The organism is uncultured Victivallis sp. (genome assembly GCA_944389935.1).
In the GTDB taxonomy this organism is placed as follows: domain Bacteria; phylum Verrucomicrobiota; class Lentisphaeria; order Victivallales; family Victivallaceae; genus Victivallis.
Genome location: CALXOE010000045.1, coordinates 1 through 21,343, shown reverse-complemented (window position 1 = coordinate 21,343; position 21,343 = coordinate 1). Strand labels below are relative to the sequence as shown.

Sequence of the window (21,343 nt, the reverse complement as noted above, 5' to 3'; positions counted from 1 at the left end):
TTTGAGGAGTGAAGCAGCCGGGGACTCCGTTTTCATGGAGAAAGTAAACATCAACACCATCGCCAGAACGGCGCGGGTTTCGACCACGACGGTGTCGAATTTCATCAACGGCACCGAGGTGTTTCCGATTTCGGCGGAGACGCGGGGAAGAATCCGGACCGCGATGCGGCAGCTCAATTACCGGCCGCACATCGGCGGGGTTCTGATCCGCCGGCACCCGGTGCGCCCGGGCAAGGTCGGATTTGTGATGGGGGAGGATTGCCGGCAGCCGGTGCTGTACACAGCGGGTATTCCGCTCGTGCAGCGGTTTCTGCTGGAGCTCGAACCGGCTCTTTCGCGGGAGCTCGGGATGTCGCTGGAGATTCTCCGGGTGGGGGACGAAGATTCGCGGGCGGAGTGGATCGAACAGCTTCTGGATCTGGAGTGCCTGATCAACTTCGGGCAAGTCAACGCGCTCATGTGCGACACGCTTTCGCGGCGGAATCTGCCGATGATCGAGGTCGCTTCGACCGAAGAGTTCCGGCGTCACGGTGATTTTACCGGCGTCGAAGATGAGTTTGACTTCCTCTACTGGCGGAATGACCGGCAGATCGAAATGACGTTTGAACATTTCTACGCGAAAGGGGCGCGGCGCTTCCTCTACATCTCCAGCTGCAACGTCCGGTCGCAGCGCCCGGAGTATTACGGCCGGGACGCGCAGGCGAAGCTGGACGGTTTTCGGCGGGCGCTCGAGGCTCATCCGGATTGCGCGGGCACAGTTCTCACGCCGCCGATGAGCTTAGACTTCAACATGTTCCGGGAGTTTGCGCTGGTCCGGGAGCTTCTCGCCGACCGGCCGGAGGCCCTTGCCGGTGTCGACGCGGTGATCTGTCACAATGACATTGTCGCGCACGGCGTCGCTTCATGTGCGCTTGGGAGAGGGCGTGTTCCCGGCCGCGATCTGCTGCTTTCAGGGGAGGGAAATTTCCGGGAACTGCAATACTGGTATCCCGTGATTACGACCAGCTGCGTCGATTACCCCGCGCTGACGCGGAGAATCTGCGAACTCATCCGTCTGCGTATGCAGGGAAGTTCCGAACCGTTCTGTCGGGAGGAGCTCCCCACGTCGCTCGTGAATCCCTGAGTCGTTGTTTTCCCGAGCCGGATCGGGTGCGGATCGCGTGGGCGCATTCACGCATTCCGCCGCGGCTGCCCGGCGGCGTCGATTTCCTCGAGAATCCTCAAACTGGCGGCGACATCCCCCTGCGGGAGGCGGGCAATGACCTCGGGCGTCCGGTCCCACCAGCGGGTCTTGAGGAGCCGTTCGATGGTTTCGGGGTCGAAGCGGTACCGGATCACGCGGGCGGGAATGCCGACGGCCACGGCGTACGGCGGAATATCCCGAGTTACGACCGCTCCGGAGCCGATCACGGCGCCGTCGCCGATCGTGATGCCGTCCATGATGACGACGTTGAGTCCGATCCAGACGTCGTTCCCGATGTGCACGGGGGTTTTGTTCTGGAATTCGATGCGGTTCTCCGGTGGAATCCGGAGATCATCCGCTTCGCCGGTGTAGGAGACCGGATGGGTCGTCAGCGCCTGAAGCGGATGCATCGTCGTTCCGATCGAGACGTTTTTCGCGATGGAACAGAATTTCCCGATCCGGGAGCGGGAATCCGCGACGGTGCATCCGGGAACCAGATACGTATGCTCTCCGATGATTCCGGCCCGCAGCAGTTTGCGGTTGAGCTGCCCGAAGCTGGAGTGGCGCCGCCGGAATTTCTTCCGTTTCTCCGAACTGTAAAAATAGAGCAGAGTTGCGGCGATTCTGATAAAAAGAGCATTCATTTCTGTCCTGTCCTGTCCGTTTCTGTTCTGACGGATGTCGTCAATGCCGTCTCGGGATTTCTGCCGGGCGGGCGGAGAGAAGCCGTTCGATTTCCGCGACCCGGTGGTCGTGCGTATGGCATTCCAGGCAGCGCCGTCTTGCCGCTTCGCCGATTTTCCGGGCGAACTCGGGGTCGCCCAGACACCGTTCCACCTGGGAGAGCAGCTCTTCCGGGGTGCGGAAGAGCAGAATCTCCCGGTCCGGTTCAAACGCCTCTTCAGCCTCCTCCACCCATTCCGCAACGAGGCATTTCCCCGTGGAGGGAACGGCGAAACACTGCAGACTCAGGATGGTCAGGTAGTGTTCGAGCGGCTCCTGCAGAATATTGATGACGCTCCCGGACGCCTGATAGATTTTCACGAGTTCGCGCCCGGCCACATTGCGGTCCAGCCGGGCGCAGCGGTCCAGTCCGGCCTCTCTGGCGGCGCGGTGATTCCGCCAGCGGTTGCCGTAGAGGGCCAGACCTTTCTCTTTCAGCAGCGAGCAGTATTTGACCCGGCGCTCCGTCGCGCGGCCGATGTAGGAGACCGGCGCGGAGAAGAGGCGCGATTCACGTGCCGTCAGAGTCGTCGGCGCATAATAGTCCGGATCTGCGGCGGACGGCAGATAATATGCCGTAACTCCCTGCTCTTCCGCCAGTCGGACCATATAACGGGAGGCGGTGAGCGGCAGATCCGCCTCCCGGAATCCGGCGAGAACCTCCGGCAGAGGGCTCCGCGGTCCGTCCAGATCGTGGATTGCGACGACTCCTTTGAAATAGGATTTCAACCGGGGAAAATCATATTTCCAGCTGGCGACGCAGTAGATCAGGTCCGGCTGAAAGCGCTTCACGAGATGTTCCAGAGAACGTTGAAGCTGTTCCCGTGCCATTTCTCGCGGCAGCGGAATCCCGCAGAGAGTCGCCATCCTGTGATAGTCTCCGATCCGGATATCGTGCCCGCGGCGGCGGAATGCGGCTTCGATGTGCGAGAGATGCAGCCCCATCCAGGAGCTGTTCTTGCCGAGCATAAGGACGCGCATATTGTTTTTTTTCCCTGCTGTTTCCCTGCAGGCCGGCGGAGCTTCCGTTCGCATGAAAACGGACGCCCGGCAGCGCCTGCGACCCATGATCCTCCTATAATATAAATCCGTCCGGGAAAAATGCAATGCGCCCCGTCAGACAACCGGAGGAGTTCCGCTTATGACGGAGGAGATCACGAATTCCGTTCGCAGACTTTCTGCGCGGCGGCAGCGACTTTCCGGCGGAGCTCAGCCGGGTAGAGCACTTCAATATGCCCCGCTTCTCCCAGCACCCAGCGGATCACCTCATGCTCAAATGCCGGACGCAGCGTGACGATCAGAGAACCGTCCGTCTGCGGCTCGAGTTTGAATTTCTTAATCTTCTGATGCTCCCGGAGATAAAACGCGATCTCCGCATCGCAGCGGAGCTGGACCCCGTCGATCCGCGGATATTCAAAGAGCCCGTTCCGCTTCGTATTCTCCACGAGTTTCCGGTCCGTCTCGAACGTGTCGAGACCGAATTCGACCGCGTGAATCCGCTGGATCGCGTAACATTTCACCTCCCGGCTGTCGCACTCACGCCCCTTGACATACCAGATCCCCCGGTGAAAGGCGATCAGATGCGGCTCAAACCGGTGTCTCCTGTCCTCGCCGTTCGGCTTCCGGTAGGTCAGCGTCAGCACCTGGTGCAGACGCCAGCCGTCGAACACCTTTTTGAAGATCGCCGGCTCCACGGCCGCCTTGATGCCGGTGGCGCAGATCAGCGATTCGATCATCGCGTCATCAAAAAACTCCGTGCTGTTGCCGGTCAGCGACTTTTCGACGGCGCTGTCTACGCTGCTTTTGAGCGGTTCCGGGAGCAGATCCGAGGCGAGGCGGGTCCCGAGCAGCGTCATGCTCAAAATCTCTTCGCTCATGATCGGAACCTGAAACTCCCAGTCGGGATTCCGCAGATAGTAGCCGCGCCGGACAGGATCGTAGGAGATCGGTGCATGGTACTCCTGCTGAAGCGTTCTGATATCCCGCATGATCGTCCGGGCGCTGCAGCCGCAGTCCACGTTTTCATCGATGTCGATCGTGCGCAGCAGTTCCGAGAAACTGTTGGCATTGGGGTAGTTGTTCTTCTTCATCTCCGCGATCAGCTTGATCAGGCGGAGCGCCTGCCGACTCTGGTTGCTCAAGGTGATTCTCCGTTTGGGATGTTCGTGATGCGCCGGATCAATATACGCCCCGGAATTCAAAAACGCAAACGTTTTCTCCCCGGCGAACATTTCTTTCCCTGAAAATGGGGAAGGAGTGACAGATTCCGCCTTGCTGTCGCGTATATTCGCATGCAGATCCACCGGCAGAATCCCGAAAGCGGTGCGATTGGATGAATTTTTTCAGGGAAACAACTCTCCTGTGACAATATTTGTCGCAGGTGCGGAACTACATTGAACAATATGACAGATGGGAGGCGTCGCCGTACTCCGCTCCGACCGTGGCGGACATGGCCGAAAGCATTGACAGGAAAGATCGAACCAGATGAATCACCGGGTTTCGGAACTCTATCGCGCCATGCTGCTGGAGTTGCGCGGACAGCTCGAGGAGGGCGGCCGCCTTTCCCTGCGGATTTCGGAACTGCTGTTCGGCATGATCGCCGCGGACTCTCCGTCCGGAAGTCCGGCGCGGAAACTCCGAAAAATCCGGGAGCTGGACCGCCGCCACCGGGCGCTGCTTTCGGAGGTCGCGAAAAGTCTGATCCGGGTGTATCCGGGGCGGATTCCGCTGATTCCTCCCTCCGGCGGTTTTCTCGAGAGTCTCGAGCGGCGCATCGCCGTGAGCGAGGAACTCGAGCGGACCATCGACCGCCTGCTGGAGGAGTGCGGTCATGCCCCGGAGGAGGCGGAAAAGATCGAAATCAACGGCGCCGCCGGAACCGGGATGGAGGATATGGAGTGCCGGGCGGAATCCGAACGGCAATTTGAGGGACAGATCGCATTTTGCGGGAGGTCCGACGTTTTGTCGGCCGGCCGCATCGGAAACGGTTTCGGCTCCGAACCGTTCCGGAACTCTTGTCAAATCAGGAAACAGAGGATGAAAATGAAACCGAATATTCTCGTGTGCGGAAAGACCGGTGTCGGGAAAACCTCGCTGATTCAAGCTGTTACACATCGCGGTGTCGTGCCGGACCGCGCGGTAGGCGACGGCAGTCCGACGACCGTCGGGTTTCAGTTGTATGAGACGGAAGTCGCAAACTTCATCGATTCCGGGGGGATGGATTCCGGCGGATGCTCCGTCGATGAATATGCCGACTCCATCCCGGATGAACTGTTCCGGCGGATCGAGGCCGGAAAAGGCGAACGGTTCGTCCACACCATCTGGTACTGCATCGACGGATCCGGCGCGCGGATTCCGGACGCCGAGGCAAAACGGATCAAGCTGTTCAGCGACAAGGTGATCCTTGTTGTCACCAAATGCGATCTCATGCGCCGCGAGCAGGTTAGAACCGTGATGAACACGCTGCTCGACCTGATCGAACGCGACCGGATTGTGCTGGTCTCCTCCGAAAATCGGAGCGGTCTGGCGCAGCTGGTCGCCCGGGCGGAGGCGATGAACGCGGCGGCGACGGGAAATTCCCCGGAGGAGCACGAGGCGTTCCGCTCCCGCTGGGATCGATATTACGCCAACATGCGCCGGGTCTGGGCCGAGAGTGTCAGCGCCGAAGCGGACAGCTACATCAACTGGGCTGCCGGGCGTGCCGCGGCAATCGCGTTTGTACCGCTGCCGCTGGCGGACATCGCTCCGCTGATCGCCAACGAGGTGTACATGCTCTACAAACTCGCCGGGATTTACGGCATTGCGGCGGACAACACGATCGTCACGATGCTGCTCGGCTGTGCGGGTGGTTCGATCGCGGGCAAGGTCGGAGCGAGTTTTCTGCCGTTTCTGAAAGTCCCGATCGCCGCGGCGGTTACATACGGGGTCGGCAAGGCCGCGCAGGCCTACTTTGAATCAGGCATGACGATGAATGAAGAGGAACTCCGCAGGGAGTTCCTCGCCGGAGAATGCGAAGCGAAGAAAAAGGAGTGGAAGTAAATTGATCAGCAACGGTTTCGCCTCACTTCTGAAACATTTTCCCGTGTCCCCCCGGGGACATCAGGAGGCTTCCGCCCCGCCGCCGCGGCGACGTGGAACGGGGAGCGGCCGGCTCATCCTGCCGGCGCCCGCTGGACGCGCGATCCGCGCGGCGCGGACGATTCGAGCATTGCAATTCTGAACCTGGCGGAGGCGATATGAATTTTTCCGATGGATCCGTTGCGCATTCCGGTGACTTTTTGCGGGAGTGCCGTTCGCTCTACTTCAAATTGTACTTTGTCTGCGATGTGCTGAATCTGCACTGCTTTCAGGGACGGCTCGAGCGTGTCCCTCTGACCCTGAATCTGGACGGAAATCAGAAAAGAATCTTCGCAATGACCAGTTGCCTCTCGATTCCGTGGCGGCGCAAACCGTTCTGTTCCATGGAGATCAATTTATTTCCGTGCATGGAGCTCTCCAGCGGGTGTCTGCTCGGGGTCATACTGCACGAGATGAATCACATCCGGGATTATCAGTATACCCGGAGCACGAAGCACGATCGGAGATTTTACGAACGCATGCTCCGGGTCGGATATGACGACAAATCAATGAGTTACCAGGAGGACACTCCGTTTTCCCGATGCCTTGAGACGGTCTCCCGCCGGCAACTCCGGCTGCCGGAGAGTCTGCGCAGTCTGGGGGCGCGCGTCGGAACGATGCCGAAGCCGGACTGGGATGAGATCGATATCTTTCACGCTTATCTCGACCACACTCTCCGGTTGAGGCGGGACTCTTCCACCGACTGCCGCACGGAAGCAGCCTCGTGACGGGAAAGGAGTGCGGATCAATGCGAAAAAGGGAGAAAGGGAAAAATACGATGGGAACGACCGGCAGATTTCTTGAGACGCTTCCGGTGCGGCTGATGCCTGCGGCTGTTGCCCGGCGTCGCGTGGATGAACTGATTCAGCGGAAGCATGCGGCTCTGGCGGAATATCGGCGGGCGAAGCGCGAACGCCATGCGTGTCCTCCGGCTCCTGCCGGAGATATTTTCGTTGTTTTGACCGGGGGAAATTTTTATTGTGTCCAGTTTCATTCCGAAACGCGCGGAGGTCGTTGCGCGGACAGCCGCCCGTACCGGATTGTGCAGAAGTCGAAACTGCGCCCGGATCAGATCGCTTTCATGGAACGCAAGTGCCGTGAGACCGGAGAGGCGGCAGGAGAGACTCCGGTGCAGGCCGAATTCGATTTTTCCTGCACTCCTCCCGCCGGCGGGGATCGGGATCCCCGGTGAAATTTCCCCGGTGCCGCGGAGCAGGGCAGGGCGGTTTTTCCGGAATTTCCACATCTCCCGGAGGCGATTTTTTCCCTGTTTCATGCTATAGTAAAGCAAACAGCATGCTAAGGAAAGAAAAACAGCTCCTCCAATGAAAGACCATATTGAAATCCATGGCGCCCGGGTCCACAATTTGAAGAACATCGATGTGGATGTGCCGTTGAACCGGATCGTCGGAATCGCGGGGGTCTCCGGCTCCGGCAAGTCTTCCCTCGCACTCGGCGTCCTCTATGCGGAGGGATCGCGCCGATATCTCGAGGCTCTCTCCACCTATACCCGCCGCAGGATGACGCAGGCGGCGAAAGCGGAAGTTGACGAGGTTCTCTATGTTCCGGCCGCGCTCGCTCTGCACCAGCGTCCCGGAGTTCCCGGAATTCGCAGCACGTTCGGAACCGGAACCGAACTTCTGAACAGCTTGCGGCTGATGTTTTCCCGGCTGGCGAGTCACCGCTGCCCGAACGGTCACCGGCTCGCCCCGTCGACCGCGGTCGCTGCCGGAATGGAGTTGCGTTGTCCGGTATGCGGTGTTGTCGTCACACCTCCGGGGGCGGAGGATCTCGCGTTCAACAGCCGGGGGGCCTGCCGCACCTGCGACGGCACCGGCATTGTGCGGACCGTGGACCGCTCCACCCTGGTTCCGGATGAGTCCCTCTCCATCGAAGCCGGTGCCGTCGCTCCGTGGAAGAGTCTGATGTGGTCGCTGATGGTCGACGTCTGCCGGGCGATGGGAGTCCGCACCGACGTTCCGTTCTCCGAACTCACGCCGGAAGAGAAAGAGATCGTCTACGACGGGCCAGCAGTGAAGAAACATATCTTTTACCATGCGAAGAACACCGATTCCGCCGGAGAGCTCGACTTCACCTATTACAGCGCCGTCCGCACCGTCGAGAACGCGCTTGCGAAAGTCAAGGACGAGAGCGGCATGAAGCGGGTCGCGCGGTTTCTGTGCGAGAGCATCTGTCCCGACTGCGGGGGCAGCCGCCTTTCGGCCGCGGCCCGGATGCCGGAGGTGCGGGGCATCTCCCTCGATGCGGCATGCCGGATGACGCTCTCCGAACTCTGCGACTGGGTGGACGGCGTTCCCGATTCGCTCCCCGCCGAGATGCGGAAGATGGCCGTGAGCATCTGCGACTCGTTCCGGACGGCGGCCCGGCGGCTGCTCGATCTGGGGCTCGGATATCTGACGCTCGACCGGGCGGCTTCAACTTTGTCGACCGGAGAGCGGCAGCGGATGCAGCTTGCGCGGGCGGTCCGCAACCGTACGACCGGCGTGCTTTACGTCCTTGACGAACCCTCGATCGGTCTTCATCCTTTCAATCTCGCCGGGCTGACGGGGGTCATGGACGATCTGATTTCCGACGGCAACTCCGTGGTGCTGGTCGACCATGATACGCAGATTCTCTCCGGGGCTGATTACCTCATCGAAATGGGGCCGGGCGCCGGGGCGGAGGGGGGCCGTGTCATCGCCCGGGGGAGCGTGGCGGAAATTGCGGCCGATCCTGCTTCTCAGATCGGACCGTTTCTCTCCGGAAAAGCGGAGACGAGCGTCCGTCCCCGCGCCCCGGAGCATGAACTCTTTTCTCTCGGGAGGATTCACCTCTCGACTGGTGCGATTCACACGGTCCGGCCGCTCTGCGCCGATATTCCGGCGGGGCGGCTCACGGTGGTGACCGGCGTCTCGGGTTCCGGAAAGACGACGCTGATTCTCGAGAGTCTCATTCCGGGGCTGGAAGCCGCCATCGCCGGGAAAAAACTGCCCGCCCATGTGCTTGCGGTCGATCCGGGGAGAATCCGGCAGGTGAAGCTGATCGACGCCACGCCGATCGGGATCAACGTGCGTTCCACCGTGGCGACGTACGCCAACGTCCATGATGAATTGCGCAAACTCTATGCGGCGACTCCTGATGCGAAGAAGCGCGGTTTCAAGGCGGGGGATTTCTCCTACAACACCGGGCAGCTGCGCTGTCCGGGCTGCGACGGCACCGGCACGATCAGTCTGGACGTCCAGTTTCTGCCGGATGTGGAAATTCCCTGTCCGGAGTGCCACGGCACGCGGTATTCCGCCGCGGCCGGGGAGATTCGGCTCTCGAACCGGCGGGGGGAACTCCGCTCGTTGCCGGAGTTGATGCACATGGACATCAATGCGGCGTTGTCGTTCTGCGACGGCTGGCCCGTGGTTCGCCGGAGACTCGAGACGCTCCGCGATCTGGGGCTCGGTTACCTGACGCTCGAGGAGGAGACTCCGGGTCTTTCCGGCGGCGAAGCGCAGCGACTGAAACTCTCCGGCGAGATGGGCCGGACGCAGGAGGATTCGCTGTTCGTCTTTGACGAGCCCACCATCGGGCTGCATCCGCTGGATGTCCGGCTTCTGATCGGCGTGTTCCAGAAATTGATCGCGAACGGCGCGACAGTCATCGTGATCGAACATGACCTCGATGTGATCCGCAATGCCGATTACATCATCGACATGGGGCCGGGCGGCGGAAGCGAGGGCGGCCGGATCGTCGTTGCCGGAACGCCGGAAACCGTCGCCCGGGAGCCGGAAAGCCGTACCGGCCGATATCTCGGATGCTCCTTTGGAGTCTCCCGGGCAGCGAAGCCGTAACTCAGGACGAGTCTGCCGGCGAATGGGGGAGGATTTTCAACCTCCTCCTCATCATCATTATCATCATTATCATCATTCCCGATGAATTTCGGGAGCCGCGCATCGCATTTCCCGGGAATCCGGGTCAGCGCGGGCATCGCGGCGCGAACCGGCGCGGCGGAGCGTAATACCACCGCGCCGGCGGCGGAGCGGAGGGGCGACCGCCCGGCACGCGGTAGACCGGAGTCCGGTAGACCGGTACCGGGCAGACCGGTTCCGCGTAAACCGGTACCGGCTGAACATAAACCGGGGTTGTCACGCAGGGGGCGGCGGGGGCGACGCAGTAACTGCGGGGAGCGGCCAGCTCATTCAGGATTCCGAGGCTGTTCGCCACGATTGCCGTGATATCCGCCGCGAGCCGGACGCCGTCGCCGCCGTGCCTGTGGTGACGCGGACCGGGGCCGCCGTGGCGCGGCGGAGCACCTCCCGGGGGGCCTCCGAACGCCAGAAGCGCAGAACCAATCAAACAGACAATCAAAAGACCTTTCTTCATTTTGTTTCCTCCTTTTCCTCTTCCATTGACGGCTCCGGATCGTTGCCGTTCTCGTTTTCGCTTTCGTTCTCGTTTTCGTTCTCGCTTTCGGTCTGCACCGAATCATGTTCTGCCAGAAACTCGGCTTCGATCCCGGGCCACATGTTGATGGCTTTTTCGATATCTTCGGCAATTTCGTCAAGATCACGGAGCATTTCGTCGATTTCCTGCGGCGTTTTCCATTCTCTGTTATCCATGGTTACGATCCTTTCAATCCTTTGAAGAAATAATAATAAAAGAACAACAGGGCGAATCCGATCGCCCCGACAGCCAGGAATGGTAGAAGATAGACGAAAATGGCACAGCGCAGTTCGGCTGCCCAGACTAGGAAGGGGGACAGAATTGTCACCAGAACTACGATGATCAATGCGAGGAGATCTCCGTTGCTTTTCTTCATGACCGATTTCTGCGGTTTGCGCTGTTTTTTTCGTTTTCGCCGCGGTCGGCCGCGGTATAAGATTGAACCTGGTTATGCAGCCGTTCGAGTGCTTTTTTGCAGATGGGGGAGATGGCGCCGTCGGCGAGGCTGACGGCGAGCCACAGAGCAAAAGCGTGACGAACGGGAAAATTCGGAGTTCTGCCGAGAATTTCGCAGGCGGGTCTGACTCCGGCGAGGAAAGTGTCGAGGAACTCCTTTTCGGGAATCCGTCCCCGGAGATGGGCGAGTTTGGCATTGAGGCCGACGGCGTCGGGAGAGACGTCGGCCGGTTTTCTGCCGAGGGCGGAGGCGATGCGCTCGAAACTGCGGTCCTGTTTTTCGGTGAACCAGCCGTCGAGGTTGCCGAGGAGATAGGCGACGTCGAGAGTCGCCGGGACGCATGTTTCCGGCGAGAGACAATTTCTGACGAGACCGGCGAAAGTTTCGATATTGTTTCCGGTCATGGCGGTGATGCCGGAATCCTGCATATTGTTCCTCCTGTGAAAAATGCGTTTTTCTGCCGCGGGAGGAAAAGAGAACCTCCTGCGAATTGCGGTAATTCAACCTATTATTCGCAGGAGGTTTGTGTTTTTGTCGGGAATATCGAGAAACAAATGCGTTTGACGGTCAATTCAAGATTTGTATTGCTGCATCGGAATACTTTGCCAGCAGCTGATCGACTGGATTGGCTACGCCTTGCAATTTTGCCTCCCGAACCGCTATTATTGTTGAGACTTATGCCGCACTTCACGCAACCCAGCTGCCTGTCCGAGGGGCGATCTTGACGCGGCAACAGCCACAATAGTTCTTTTTCTGCCGCGGAGGAACTCCGCAGTTGACGCAAATGACGATGTTGTCCACAACCCCATTCCCACAATTTTTACAGAATATCTCAGTTTTCCTATAGTTTCCGGCTTCTTCAGCAGGGAAATCGGTTTTACCAATGTTATCGCGGCATCAGAAAAACGAACGGTTCAAACGGCAGATTCCGGGCAATCCCGTAAAAAAGATAGAGTACGATGATACTGAAATATTCCCTGCCGCTCAATGGAGTATCCATTCTTCTTGCCACCCACAAAGTCAGCAGAGCGGAGGGAAACAGCAGCACATTGGCGGAAAAGCATCCTTTCAGATCACCATGCAGCAATCGATACACTGCTCGGGTCGAACCACACCCAGGGCAGTACAGATGAGTTACGGAATGAAAAAAGCAGGGCGGGAACCAACCCCTTTCTGGACCCACCCGGTACAGTACCCATAGCGCGACCATGATCAGAAAGATCACAGTCGCGCCCGTTATGAAATAAGTTTTCCTCATACCATAGGACGCCCGGCTGCATCACGGCGTGTATTAATCAGATCCTGAATAGCTCCAATAAGGCTTGCAATACCAAGCACAAAACAACAGGGAGGAATGATCGAACACAACAATGCAGCCAATGCTCTCTGACGATATCCGGCATAGAAATTATGAATTCCCCACCCCCCCAGAAACAACCCCAACAGCAGATAGACCTTTCGACTTTTTGCCGGCCCTGCCGCCAAAGCCTCAATATCCGGCGTTCTGGGAGGAAGCACGGCTGGTTTGAACAAGCCTTTGATCTGATCAACCAGGGATGAGCGCGGGGCTTCGGAAGCTTCTCCCCGAGTCGATTTGCCGAGCGAAACATTTCCGGCTCCGACGGAAGACAAAGAAACACCACATTTCACACAGACAATCTGAGCTTCCTGAATTGCAGCTCCGCAGTTGTAACAAAATTTCTTTGAGTTCCGCGGAGGAACTCCGCATTTGATGCAAACCACCGCATTTTCCGCAACTTCATTCCCGCAATTCGTACAGAACATCGTATTTTCTCCTTGCTGATTTGAAATTTCTCCGATCTACTTCCTGAAAAATGAACCAGGGTCTGAATTACCCGGGCTCTTTCAGACTGGAAAGAACCAGCTACACTGTTCTGATTACAGTGGCTTTTCTTTCCCAACGTTACAATGGAACACCTCAAATGCTATTACTCAACCTCCATATTGTAGATAGTTTCTAATTGGGGTACAAAAAAAGACGTACCCTGTTCCACGACTCAGGAGGTACGCCAATACCCGAAAAGACCATGCAAACAGAGTACGCCAATAGAATGACGCACTCCAGGCAGCGATCTTTTCTCTGTACTTTGGCGTTTTCCTGAGTCGACCCGCTTGAAGACTGCGAATGTTTATGATTTTAAAAAATTGTCAGCTCGTTGTTTTCTATCCTTTCTGTTGTTCCGGATTAAAACATAGCACAACAATTCGCCAAAATCAAATCGCAGCTCTGTCTGCATGGAAAAATTTTCGACGAGCACAGGAAATTTTTCCTTTCCCTGTCTGATTATTCGTGGACCGAATCGCGATCTGTCGCGCAGTTTGCGAAAAAAGAATGTTTTTCTGCGATCCGCGATTCAGGATCAGTCGAAATACAACCTCGCCTTACCCGGATCCAGCAAACTGTATCGCATCAGCAGCAGCGAACGCAGCAGATCCTTTTCCTCCTGAGGCAATTCCCCGCCGGCCAGAATCCGGTTGACCCCGGAACGGATCAGCGCATCCAATGCAACCGCCTGCATGATCGGATCTTCCGTCAGCATCGCATTTTGTTTCACTGCGTTCGTCCCGGACGCCACCCGCCAATGGTTCTGGCGCCGCTTCACCACATCCGGATCGAAATCCGGATAGAAGAAATGACTGCAGATCTTCGCCAGCTCCTGTTCCAGAGCCGAGGGAGTCCGATTCTCTTTCACAATGGGCCTCCGCATCTGCAGCCGGGGATTGCCGCTGCCTTTCAAAAGCAGATCCGAAATCTGATCCGCCGTCAACACCTCATACTCCAGCAGCACCGGCAGCAGCCGCCCCCCATCCGAAAAGAATCCGAGTTTCCGAAACTGTTCCACGGCAAGTTTCTGCACCTCTTTCTGCAACTCCCTGTCCGGATCTTTCCGCGTTTGCAGCTCCATTGCGGCAGGAGGCCGTTTCTCCGCTGCCGTGCGCACGGCAGCCTGAAATCCGGTTTCCCGCGTCGGCACGGGTTCTTCCGCTGATTCCGGAATGTGTTGTGACTCCGGCTCTTTCATCTGCAGAAAGAACAGCACGATCCCGATGACAAGAGCCGCCAGAAACAGCAGCCCGATCAGAGCGAAAATCCCGCAGGCAATCCCGAAAATATGCATCGGTTTCCGATCGGTTGCCGGGTTCTCATCCCGTTGACATGTAACCCGCTCCGGCTCCCGCAGCAGCCGGCGGAACTCCGCCGCCGAACCGATCGGATGGGTACAGCTTTCGCGCAACGCCCGATTCAATCCCGCATCCACGCTGATGGTCATATCCTCCGGAAGCCCCGGATACTCCCGGACCGGCAGTCCGGTCAGCTAGATCACCTTGCCCAGCGCGTAGAAGTCGTCACTCGCATCCGCCGAGCCGCGTCCCGCCATGAGTTTCGGCGAGAGGAATCCCGGCGTTCCGACCAGCGAACCTTTGCCGTCCGGCGCGATCAAACCCGCATCGGCGAGAGTCGCTCGACCGTTCACCCACAGGATGTTGTCCGGTTTGATGTCTCGATGGACGAGCTTTCGCCGGTGCAGTTCCTCCAGCCCTGCGAGCAACCCGTCCAGCATGAGCGCGATCTCTTTGCCGTCGAGCCTCCCGGAACGCTGCAAACGATTGGCGAGGGTATCGGGCAGATATTCTCCCTCTCCCCGGTTGAGGTTGTCGGCGGCATCCATCGTGTAGCAGATCCGGTCGTCGGTGATCTCGACGTAGCGGATCTTGAGCAGATTCGGATGGTTGCACTCCTTGTAATTCCGGAGTCCGGCGAGCTCCCGTTCGGAATAACTGCCGCGATTGGCGATGATTTTCAGCGCGACGCGCGTTCCGATCGCATCCTCCGCCAGCCAGACCTCGCCGTAGGACCCGCTGCCGCACTTCTGCAGCAGTGTGCAGTTGCAAAGCCGATCACCGTTCCGGTATATCATAGGTCGACAGCTCCAGTTGCAGCTCCGGATCCTGTTCGTTCATACGCCGCAGGATCTCCCGCAACTTGGCGAAACAGCGCTTCTTTGCCTGATAAACCTGATTGGGCGAACAGTTCAAATAGGCGGTGATCTTCTCCATCGGCCGTTTTTGCACGGCAAACAGCTGATACGCCTGAAACGTTTCGGGCGTAACAAGTTGCCGGAGCTCCTGCTCCGCCTCCCCGAGCACCATTCGCCGCCACTCGTCCATAAAGAGCTGCTCGGTTTCCGGCTCGACGGGGAGCGGCTCGAATTCCGCCATCGGGATTTCCCGTTTCCGCCGGTAGAAATCCGCGATCTTGCTCCGGACGATCCGGCCGAAATAGGTCCGGAAACGGGCGATGCCGGGATCGAATTTGAACTGTCTGCTCTGCTGAAAAAACTGGGTCATCACCTGCTGGCAGATATCGTCGGCGTCGGATTCGTTCAACCCTTTGAACATGGCCAGCGCTTTCACGATGGGACTGTACCGGATAAAAAATTCATCCCAGCTGATCTCATCGCCCGAAGCGATCCTGTCCAGCAGCGTTCGCGAAGTGGTCGGGTATTTCAAGGGCATCTGGAGCATCTCCTGTTATGGGTAATATCAATAAGTTGATGATGGAAGCCGATCCGGGAATGAAGAGGCTTTCGGGCGGGATGGTCATTGCGGGATTTTTCGGAATATGCCTCCGTTCTCACGATCATCCGGTTTGTTTTTGCTGAAGTGACCGACCCGGTCAGGAAGAGGAGCGGGGGGTGATTTGGCAGGAGCGTTCCCTTTCTCTCTCCCCGGGAATCGTGAGCTGCCGGTGAAATCGATTTTTCAATTATCACTTTATTTTGATGGAAAATACCTTCGCCCGCGCCGGATAATTCCTGCCGGTCTCCTCCTCCGGCATTGCGACTGGGCTGTGGGGAAAAACTTGCGGCGGAGACTCCGGCAAGAGATTGACTGTCAAATAAATCAGGGATCCATTCCGCCGCCTGGCGAGGCGAAACTGTATCGCGTCGTCTGAGGTCGAACAAATCTTCCGGTTGTTCGTGCAGAGAGTTACTCATTGTCGGCATTTGCAAATTTTCTTTCTCCTGTTTACGAGGAACTCTCGATAATATATCATGCGGAAACAAGATTTTCTATGGCTGTTCAATGATTGGAATATTTTTTTGTATTCCGCCGTACAATGCTTCCTGTAAAACTGGTCGCCCGGAATTTATCGCGGCGGCAGGTTCGAGGTTTGACCGGATCGCCGGGATTGACGATAAGTTCCCGGAGTCATTCCGGTTTCCCGTTTGAATGCGCTCGACAGCGCCATACTGGAACCATACCCCGTCTGTTTCGCGATTTTCGATAAGGAGAGCTCCGTATTGTCAAGCAATTCGCGAATCCGGTTCAGACGGAGCTCCAGGAGAAAGCGCTGTGGTGATATGCCAAGATATCTTCTGAATTTTCGATTCAGCATGCTTGCGGAGATTCCTGCCTCATGAGCAGCGTCAACCACGCTGATGAAGTTCATGTAATTGGCCAGCAGAAAACTGATTGCCGTAGCCAATCGCAAGTCAGGCACCGCCAATGTATCTGTGCTGCGACGGGAAACGATCGCCGCAGAGGTGACAAAAACGGGAGCATGCGGGACCGTCTCTCCAATCATGATGCGGTGCAGCAGATCCGCCATTTTTCTGCCGACTTCCCGGAGTTCACCGCTGATTCTTGTCGTGGGAATCAAGGCATTGTCCGCCATCATGCTGCTGTCGGTATTGCACAGAATCGCAACCTCTTCCGGAACCTTGATCCGGGCTGCAGCCAGCACCCGGTAGGTTATGGCAAGATAAAGGCTGTTCGGGATGAGCAGGGCGACGGGTTTGGGCAGCCGGCGGAAGAATTGTTCCAGCTTCGGAATGACTGTGGCATAATTGATCCGTTCATCCGAATTCATATCCGGTTTCCAATGGCAGATCTCCAGGGAAAATCCATGTTCTGAGAGCACAAGCTGAAACGCTTTCACCAGATCCTGGGGAATTCCATTGTAATTTCCGGGCCACTCTCTGCTGTCGATTGCCGCAAATCGGGAATATCCCTTTCCGATAAAGTATTCGGCGACCATGGTCGCGATCTGCCGGGTATCGCCGGCCACCGTCCAGATATTCTTCTCCCGATGGAATTCCCGTGCGATGATCGGCGTACGGCTGAAATTGCGAATTTGCCTCAGTTCAACCGCTTGCAGATAATCGGTTAAGACGCCGTCCCCGAACCAGTTGACCGGCAGTTGCCGCCCGCACTGTTCTATCTGCCAATGGTGTTTTTTCCCGAAGATATAGATTTCTTCAAGGAGGCCGCAATCCGGTTCTGAAAATGCGCAAAGGATGTTTTTCATTGCGATTGCTGTTCAGAAATAATATACATCATTTTGAATTTAATATATTCTCTAAAACAGAAAAATCAAGTATAATAAAAGCAGATACGAAAAACCTGAATTCGATGTCATTGTTGAAAAAAGGGAGAATTATCACGATGAAAACAGCAATGAAATACCTGTTCCCCCACACGTTTTCTATTGCGTCAACTCGAGTTTCTCTTGGTCGAATCCGGACGAGTGAAGCTGCCTCCGCTGTTTCCGGTACGCATGGGAGCCCGGGATTCGGGAGAGAGACGCTTCTCATTCCGGCCGACCCTCAAACTTCCCATCGGTCAATCACTGCCCCGCGACAGAGTGTCGCGCCCGGCAGTACAAGAGAGGGGTTCGGGGGAGAGAAAGCGGCTATGGCAGCCGCGTCTCTCCCCGTACCGAACAACCATCAAACTCCCCATCGGCCAGTCATCGCCCCGCAACAAAGTCTCCGCTCGGCAAGCGGCGAAGTGGAGCAAAAACGCGAATGGGTCTTTCCGCAGAAAAGCGGGAAGAGCCGTTCGCGTTTTTGCGGCTCTTTCCCCTCGCGCCGGCCGACCGCGGCCACGTCCGGAACCGCTCCGTACCCGGCACCGGCACCTTGCCGGACGCAGGGGGTGCGGGGGGCGGCGGACACGCCCCCCGCCTCCCACGACCACGCGACGGTCAAGGCGGCGTTTACGCTTATAGAGCTCCTCGTGGTGATTGCGATCATCGCGATTCTCGCCTCGATGCTGCTGCCGGCGTTGAATCAGGCGCGTGAGAGAGCCAAATCCAGTACTTGCCTCAACAATCAGAAACAAGTTCTGCAGGGGCAGATGTTTTATGCCGGCGATTATGGCGGGATATGGGTGGTTCAGGCAGCCTGGGGCGGTTTCGATTTTGAAAATTTCGTCACATTGCTCTCCCGAGCGGGATCTATCAATGGACAAACATTTACGGAGAGTGGATATATTTCTCTGGATACATTGATTTGCCCCTCCAACACGATGTCTTACGGGAAAGGCTGGAATGGTCCGTGGACGACCGGAGTATCGGCAACTTATGGGATGGTGGATCCCCAGGGGCTTGGATTCTCCATAGAGTCTGGCGGCATTGACACCGATATCGCTGGAACATTTTTCCGGTATGGCGGCAATGGGAATGAACGGTTGCTGTTTCCGGAAAAAGTGCGTCTTCCGGGAAAAACCGCCGCCCTGTCAGATACCAATCACTTCAATAACGCCTATAAGGAATATCGTGGCGGATGGTGGATGTTCAGAGCGAAATTCGGGAATGATTCCGGGGAATTCGGCATCCAGACCCGTCATCGTGGTCAGGCGAACATGGGATTTTTTGACGGTCATGTGGAAGCTCTCCAGGAGGGGGAGCTGCGCTCTGCCACCACTCTCGAGATTCAGGAATATTTTAATTCCGATATGGCAAAACGCAACGCGAAATAATTCATGTCAGGAGCATAAATCAAGTGACAATCAAGATGTTGCGTTTTATCGCATTGACTCTTTTGCTCTGCTTTCAGTTGAGTGCCGCGGAATCTGTTGTTCTGCAAGGTTTTTTCGACCAGACCCGATTCCTGCTGAATCCGGCAGCCGCCCGGATTGCCGGAAACGGGAGTGGATTTCAGGTTGATACGCGCGAGCTGAGCGGAGAAAAGAACTGGCTTTACCGTTCCCGGGAGGGTGTGCTCAAGCCGAATACGGAATACACCGTGACTTTCCGTTACCGCATCAATGAGCCGGAAGCGCGGACGGGTGCGTTCGTCCTTCTGGTTCGTCCTTTGCGGGAGACAGGCACCCTCCACGATAAATTGAGGAACAAGTATGAGGGAACTCCCGGATTTCGGGAGGTGAACGTGACTTTCCAAACAGGCGATCAGCCCGATTACGCCCTGCAGATTTATGCCCGGAACAAGGTCCGGGGCGAAATCACCGCATTCAAAGTCACAGAAAAACTTCCGGAACGTTACATTCCGGCGCTTGTCAACGCCGTCGAATGGAAAGGTGATTTCGGCAAGTTGCCGGTCGGTTCCCGGGAATTCGAGGTGCAGCTTCCGCGACCGACCGGCGGGGCGGTTGTTCATGCCGCGGAATTCGGTGTCAGTGAACAGGCTCCGGACAACATTGATGCGCTCAATCGAGCGATTGTTCACTGCCGGGAAACAGGAGCCTCGAAACTGGTTTTGGCTCCCGGAGTGTATCGGATGACCGTGGATCGCTCTGTCCTGTTTGAGAATCTGCATGATTTTGAATTTGATGGAAATGGAGCGACTCTGGTGTTCCTGAAAAAACGGACGCCGAATTTTCGGATCGTCAACTGCGAACGGGTTGTGTTTCGCAACTTCAACCATGACTGGGACTGGGAACGGGATCCATTGTTCAGTCTGGTTGAATGTCTGGAACGGACTCCGAAGTTCATTGATTTCAAGTTTATCGAATATGACAGATTTCCCCGCCGGGATTTGAGAGTTGCGTTGGTCAGCAGTTACGACGCCACCTGCAAGGCAGTCGGTCAGGAAATTCATTATGGACGCGGGTTTGAGTTCAATGCTGGTGAGAACCGGGCAAAAATTGAATGGCTTTCCGACAACGTGCTGCGAATCTACGGCCCGGACCTCTATGGGGATTTTTCCGGATTCAAGCCGGGAAAACTGTACCGCATGCAGCATTACTACTATGATATGGGCGGAATTTTCATGAACAACAACCGTCATTTGACGCTGGAAGATGTCAATCTCTATTCCAATCCCGGACATGCTTTTGCGGTTTCCGGGCAGCAGCAGTATTGGCAGTTCCGCCGGGTTCGGATTGCTCCGCCGGAAAACGTCGCGCGCCGCCCGGGAACCTGTACGGCAGATCACCTGCACATCTACCAGTCATGCGGATTTCTGAAAATAGAAGATTGTGAATTCGGTTATGGGGCGGATGATTTTATCAACGTTCATGAGAGTTCCAGCTATGGGAAGAAACGCGGTCCGTTTTCGGTGGAAGTGCGGAATGCCTCGGGATATGTTCCGGGTGCGGAGGTTGAATTCCGGCATTGGGATTATTCTCCTGCGGGCATCCGAACCCGGGTGAAGGAGGTGAAACCGCTCGGTCAGGGAATGTATGAGATCCGTTTTGCCGATTCGCTTCCCGAACCGTTGGCGGGGGGAGATGGGTTTATTCTTTTCAACTGGACCTACGATTCCCGGAACATTATAATCCGCAACAACTATTTTCATCGCAGCCAGGCTCGCGGGCTGCTGTTGCTTGGCCGTGACATCACCGTGGAAAACAATCGGTTTTACCACACGCAGCTGGGAGCAATCAAAATTGAAACCGGATATACTTTCAACTCCTGGAGTGAGGGATACGGAGCATCAAATATTGTAATTCGGAATAATATATTTGACACGGTCAATCCGGTGGATGCGAAAAATGACGGCAAAGCGCGCGACATTTTCATCGGCGTCTACATGAAGACCGATCCCTCTACGGAACGGACCTCCTATCCGATTTTATCCGATATTCTTTTTGAAAACAACACGTTCAGGGACAGCTTCGGCTTGATTGCGTTCATCAGTTCTGCGGGCAACGTCACGTTCCGCAACAATACATTTCTGAATCCGGGGAGTCGTCTGAATCCGCTCCCGTACCGGAGTGCGTTTTTTGTGACGCATGCGCAGAATGTCAAGATCGTGAATAACATTTGGGAGGCCTCACCAAATGTGCCGAATCCGGGTGTTTTCATCGTTCCAGATACTGTTCAAGGGGTGATTGCCGAGGGAAATCGAATCATACCTGAGGCGGCTTTGCCGGCAGGTAATTGAAACAACTCGGGTTCGATGTGCTGCATGCCGTCTGATAACGTCCGGAAAATTGCGCACATTTAGAGAGAGGGCACTTGAAAAAGGATCTGTTTTCTGATTGATTATAGAGACCAAATTCCCAGTCCTCATGCGCGATATACCGGAATTCTTAGGAGACCAATTCACATTCCGGCACGTTTTCTGGGAACAGGGATTATAAGCTGACTTCTTCCTGTTTCCAGTCGTCAAGCTGGCGGGTTTCCATGTTGAGGTTTGCGCCGATCAGGATGATCCGTTTCC

General features: G+C 56.6%; 21 protein-coding genes. 7 read left to right on the top strand and 14 right to left on the bottom strand.

Going from position 1 to position 21,343, the window contains the following annotated elements; translation table 11 throughout:
* Positions 1–34: 34 nt before the first annotated feature.
* Positions 35–1,123, top strand: coding sequence for a LacI family DNA-binding transcriptional regulator (locus tag Q0J85_RS12385; RefSeq protein WP_294482064.1), 1,089 nt, complete (start codon positions 35–37; stop codon positions 1,121–1,123).
* Between the two features lie 47 nt (positions 1,124–1,170).
* Here the strand turns inward: Q0J85_RS12385 and Q0J85_RS12380 are convergent, their stop codons facing one another.
* From Q0J85_RS12380 to Q0J85_RS12370, 3 genes are all read right to left on the bottom strand, one after another.
* Positions 1,171–1,827: a CatB-related O-acetyltransferase gene (locus tag Q0J85_RS12380; RefSeq protein WP_294482060.1), complete on the bottom strand. Its 657-nt coding sequence runs from the start codon at positions 1,825–1,827 to the stop codon at positions 1,171–1,173.
* 40 nt (positions 1,828–1,867) lie between these two features.
* Positions 1,868–2,887, bottom strand: a complete 1,020-nt coding sequence (locus tag Q0J85_RS12375; protein WP_294482058.1) for a glycosyltransferase — start codon at positions 2,885–2,887, stop codon at positions 1,868–1,870.
* Positions 2,888–3,060: 173 nt separating this feature from the next.
* Positions 3,061–4,047 (bottom strand): WYL domain-containing protein, encoded by a 987-nt coding sequence (locus Q0J85_RS12370; RefSeq protein WP_294482057.1) that lies wholly within the window; start codon positions 4,045–4,047, stop codon positions 3,061–3,063.
* Positions 4,048–4,390: 343 nt separating this feature from the next.
* Here Q0J85_RS12370 and Q0J85_RS12365 point away from each other — a divergent pair, with 343 nt between their 5' ends.
* The 4 genes from Q0J85_RS12365 to Q0J85_RS12350 all read left to right on the top strand — a co-directional run bounded on the left by Q0J85_RS12365 (position 4,391) and on the right by Q0J85_RS12350 (position 9,861).
* The gene (locus Q0J85_RS12365) at positions 4,391–5,944 is read left to right on the top strand and encodes a GTPase (RefSeq protein WP_294482055.1); all 1,554 of its coding nucleotides are present in this window, start codon (positions 4,391–4,393) and stop codon (positions 5,942–5,944) included.
* Between the two features lie 197 nt (positions 5,945–6,141).
* Entirely contained in the window at positions 6,142–6,750 is a 609-nt protein-coding gene (locus tag Q0J85_RS12360) for a hypothetical protein (protein WP_294482054.1), read from the top strand.
* A 20-nt stretch (positions 6,751–6,770) separates the two neighbouring features.
* Positions 6,771–7,214: a hypothetical protein gene (locus Q0J85_RS12355; RefSeq protein ID WP_294482051.1), complete on the top strand. Its 444-nt coding sequence runs from the start codon at positions 6,771–6,773 to the stop codon at positions 7,212–7,214.
* A 133-nt stretch (positions 7,215–7,347) separates the two neighbouring features.
* Positions 7,348–9,861: a hypothetical protein gene (locus Q0J85_RS12350; protein ID WP_294482048.1), complete on the top strand. Its 2,514-nt coding sequence runs from the start codon at positions 7,348–7,350 to the stop codon at positions 9,859–9,861.
* A 124-nt stretch (positions 9,862–9,985) separates the two neighbouring features.
* Here the strand turns inward: Q0J85_RS12350 and Q0J85_RS12345 are convergent, their stop codons facing one another.
* From Q0J85_RS12345 to Q0J85_RS12295, 11 genes are all read right to left on the bottom strand, one after another.
* Entirely contained in the window at positions 9,986–10,393 is a 408-nt protein-coding gene (locus Q0J85_RS12345; protein WP_294482046.1) for a hypothetical protein, read from the bottom strand.
* A complete protein-coding gene (locus Q0J85_RS12340; protein WP_294482044.1) occupies positions 10,390–10,629 on the bottom strand; it encodes a hypothetical protein in 240 nt (79 codons plus the stop codon). Before Q0J85_RS12340 ends, Q0J85_RS12345 begins: the two co-directional genes overlap by 4 nt.
* Positions 10,630–10,825: 196 nt before the next feature.
* On the bottom strand, positions 10,826–11,338 hold the full coding sequence (locus Q0J85_RS12335; RefSeq protein ID WP_294482042.1) for a hypothetical protein: 513 nt from the start codon (positions 11,336–11,338) through the stop codon (positions 10,826–10,828).
* 458 nt (positions 11,339–11,796) lie between these two features.
* A complete protein-coding gene (locus Q0J85_RS12330) occupies positions 11,797–12,120 on the bottom strand; it encodes a DUF2752 domain-containing protein (protein WP_294482113.1) in 324 nt (107 codons plus the stop codon).
* 44 nt (positions 12,121–12,164) lie between these two features.
* Entirely contained in the window at positions 12,165–12,695 is a 531-nt protein-coding gene (locus Q0J85_RS12325) for a zinc ribbon domain-containing protein (protein ID WP_294482041.1), read from the bottom strand.
* A 596-nt stretch (positions 12,696–13,291) separates the two neighbouring features.
* Positions 13,292–14,203: a hypothetical protein gene (locus tag Q0J85_RS12320; RefSeq protein ID WP_294482039.1), complete on the bottom strand. Its 912-nt coding sequence runs from the start codon at positions 14,201–14,203 to the stop codon at positions 13,292–13,294.
* 45 nt (positions 14,204–14,248) lie between these two features.
* Positions 14,249–14,851 (bottom strand): protein kinase, encoded by a 603-nt coding sequence (locus Q0J85_RS12315; RefSeq protein WP_294482038.1) that lies wholly within the window; start codon positions 14,849–14,851, stop codon positions 14,249–14,251.
* The gene (locus tag Q0J85_RS12310) at positions 14,832–15,449 is read right to left on the bottom strand and encodes a sigma-70 family RNA polymerase sigma factor (protein ID WP_294482036.1); all 618 of its coding nucleotides are present in this window, start codon (positions 15,447–15,449) and stop codon (positions 14,832–14,834) included. The genes Q0J85_RS12315 and Q0J85_RS12310 overlap by 20 nt, the downstream gene beginning before the upstream one ends.
* Positions 15,440–15,940 carry a hypothetical protein gene (locus Q0J85_RS12305; RefSeq protein WP_294482034.1) on the bottom strand — a complete coding sequence of 167 codons (501 nt, stop codon included), beginning with the start codon at positions 15,938–15,940 and terminating at the stop codon, positions 15,440–15,442. The genes Q0J85_RS12310 and Q0J85_RS12305 overlap by 10 nt, the downstream gene beginning before the upstream one ends.
* A 143-nt stretch (positions 15,941–16,083) precedes the next feature.
* Positions 16,084–17,244: a helix-turn-helix domain-containing protein gene (locus tag Q0J85_RS12300; protein ID WP_294482032.1), complete on the bottom strand. Its 1,161-nt coding sequence runs from the start codon at positions 17,242–17,244 to the stop codon at positions 16,084–16,086.
* A gap of 421 nt (positions 17,245–17,665) precedes the next feature.
* Positions 17,666–17,971, bottom strand: a complete 306-nt coding sequence (locus tag Q0J85_RS12295; RefSeq protein ID WP_294482031.1) for a hypothetical protein — start codon at positions 17,969–17,971, stop codon at positions 17,666–17,668.
* On the opposite strand from Q0J85_RS12295, the gene Q0J85_RS12290 reads away from it, so the two are divergent.
* Positions 17,955–18,698 (top strand): hypothetical protein, encoded by a 744-nt coding sequence (locus tag Q0J85_RS12290; RefSeq protein ID WP_294482029.1) that lies wholly within the window; start codon positions 17,955–17,957, stop codon positions 18,696–18,698. The two genes, Q0J85_RS12295 and Q0J85_RS12290, sit on opposite strands and share 17 nt — an antisense overlap.
* Positions 18,699–18,721: 23 nt before the next feature.
* Complete coding sequence (locus Q0J85_RS12285) at positions 18,722–21,064, top strand: right-handed parallel beta-helix repeat-containing protein (protein WP_294482026.1); 2,343 nt, start codon at positions 18,722–18,724, stop codon at positions 21,062–21,064.
* Positions 21,065–21,343: the final 279 nt, after the last annotated feature.

What these genes read in the sequence shown, in the direction of transcription:
- Q0J85_RS12305 (WP_294482034.1), bottom strand. Translation starts at nt 15,940, where the DNA reads ATGCCGACAATGAGTAACTCTCTGCACGAACAACCGGAAGATTTGTTC.
- Q0J85_RS12300 (WP_294482032.1), bottom strand. Translation starts at nt 17,244, where the DNA reads ATGAAAAACATCCTTTGCGCATTTTCAGAACCGGATTGCGGCCTCCTT.
- Q0J85_RS12350 (WP_294482048.1), top strand. Translation starts at nt 7,348, where the DNA reads ATGAAAGACCATATTGAAATCCATGGCGCCCGGGTCCACAATTTGAAG.
- Q0J85_RS12360 (WP_294482054.1), top strand. Translation starts at nt 6,142, where the DNA reads ATGAATTTTTCCGATGGATCCGTTGCGCATTCCGGTGACTTTTTGCGG.
- Q0J85_RS12345 (WP_294482046.1), bottom strand. Translation starts at nt 10,393, where the DNA reads ATGAAGAAAGGTCTTTTGATTGTCTGTTTGATTGGTTCTGCGCTTCTG.
- Q0J85_RS12365 (WP_294482055.1), top strand. Translation starts at nt 4,391, where the DNA reads ATGAATCACCGGGTTTCGGAACTCTATCGCGCCATGCTGCTGGAGTTG.
- Q0J85_RS12335 (WP_294482042.1), bottom strand. Translation starts at nt 11,338, where the DNA reads ATGCAGGATTCCGGCATCACCGCCATGACCGGAAACAATATCGAAACT.
- Q0J85_RS12310 (WP_294482036.1), bottom strand. Translation starts at nt 15,449, where the DNA reads ATGCCCTTGAAATACCCGACCACTTCGCGAACGCTGCTGGACAGGATC.
- Q0J85_RS12330 (WP_294482113.1), bottom strand. Translation starts at nt 12,120, where the DNA reads ATGGTCGCGCTATGGGTACTGTACCGGGTGGGTCCAGAAAGGGGTTGG.
- Q0J85_RS12375 (WP_294482058.1), bottom strand. Translation starts at nt 2,887, where the DNA reads ATGCGCGTCCTTATGCTCGGCAAGAACAGCTCCTGGATGGGGCTGCAT.
- Q0J85_RS12315 (WP_294482038.1), bottom strand. Translation starts at nt 14,851, where the DNA reads ATGATATACCGGAACGGTGATCGGCTTTGCAACTGCACACTGCTGCAG.
- Q0J85_RS12320 (WP_294482039.1), bottom strand. Translation starts at nt 14,203, where the DNA reads ATGACCATCAGCGTGGATGCGGGATTGAATCGGGCGTTGCGCGAAAGC.
- Q0J85_RS12385 (WP_294482064.1), top strand. Translation starts at nt 35, where the DNA reads ATGGAGAAAGTAAACATCAACACCATCGCCAGAACGGCGCGGGTTTCG.
- Q0J85_RS12295 (WP_294482031.1), bottom strand. Translation starts at nt 17,971, where the DNA reads ATGATCGCAATCACCACGAGGAGCTCTATAAGCGTAAACGCCGCCTTG.
- Q0J85_RS12325 (WP_294482041.1), bottom strand. Translation starts at nt 12,695, where the DNA reads ATGTTCTGTACGAATTGCGGGAATGAAGTTGCGGAAAATGCGGTGGTT.
- Q0J85_RS12340 (WP_294482044.1), bottom strand. Translation starts at nt 10,629, where the DNA reads ATGGATAACAGAGAATGGAAAACGCCGCAGGAAATCGACGAAATGCTC.
- Q0J85_RS12355 (WP_294482051.1), top strand. Translation starts at nt 6,771, where the DNA reads ATGCGAAAAAGGGAGAAAGGGAAAAATACGATGGGAACGACCGGCAGA.
- Q0J85_RS12380 (WP_294482060.1), bottom strand. Translation starts at nt 1,827, where the DNA reads ATGAATGCTCTTTTTATCAGAATCGCCGCAACTCTGCTCTATTTTTAC.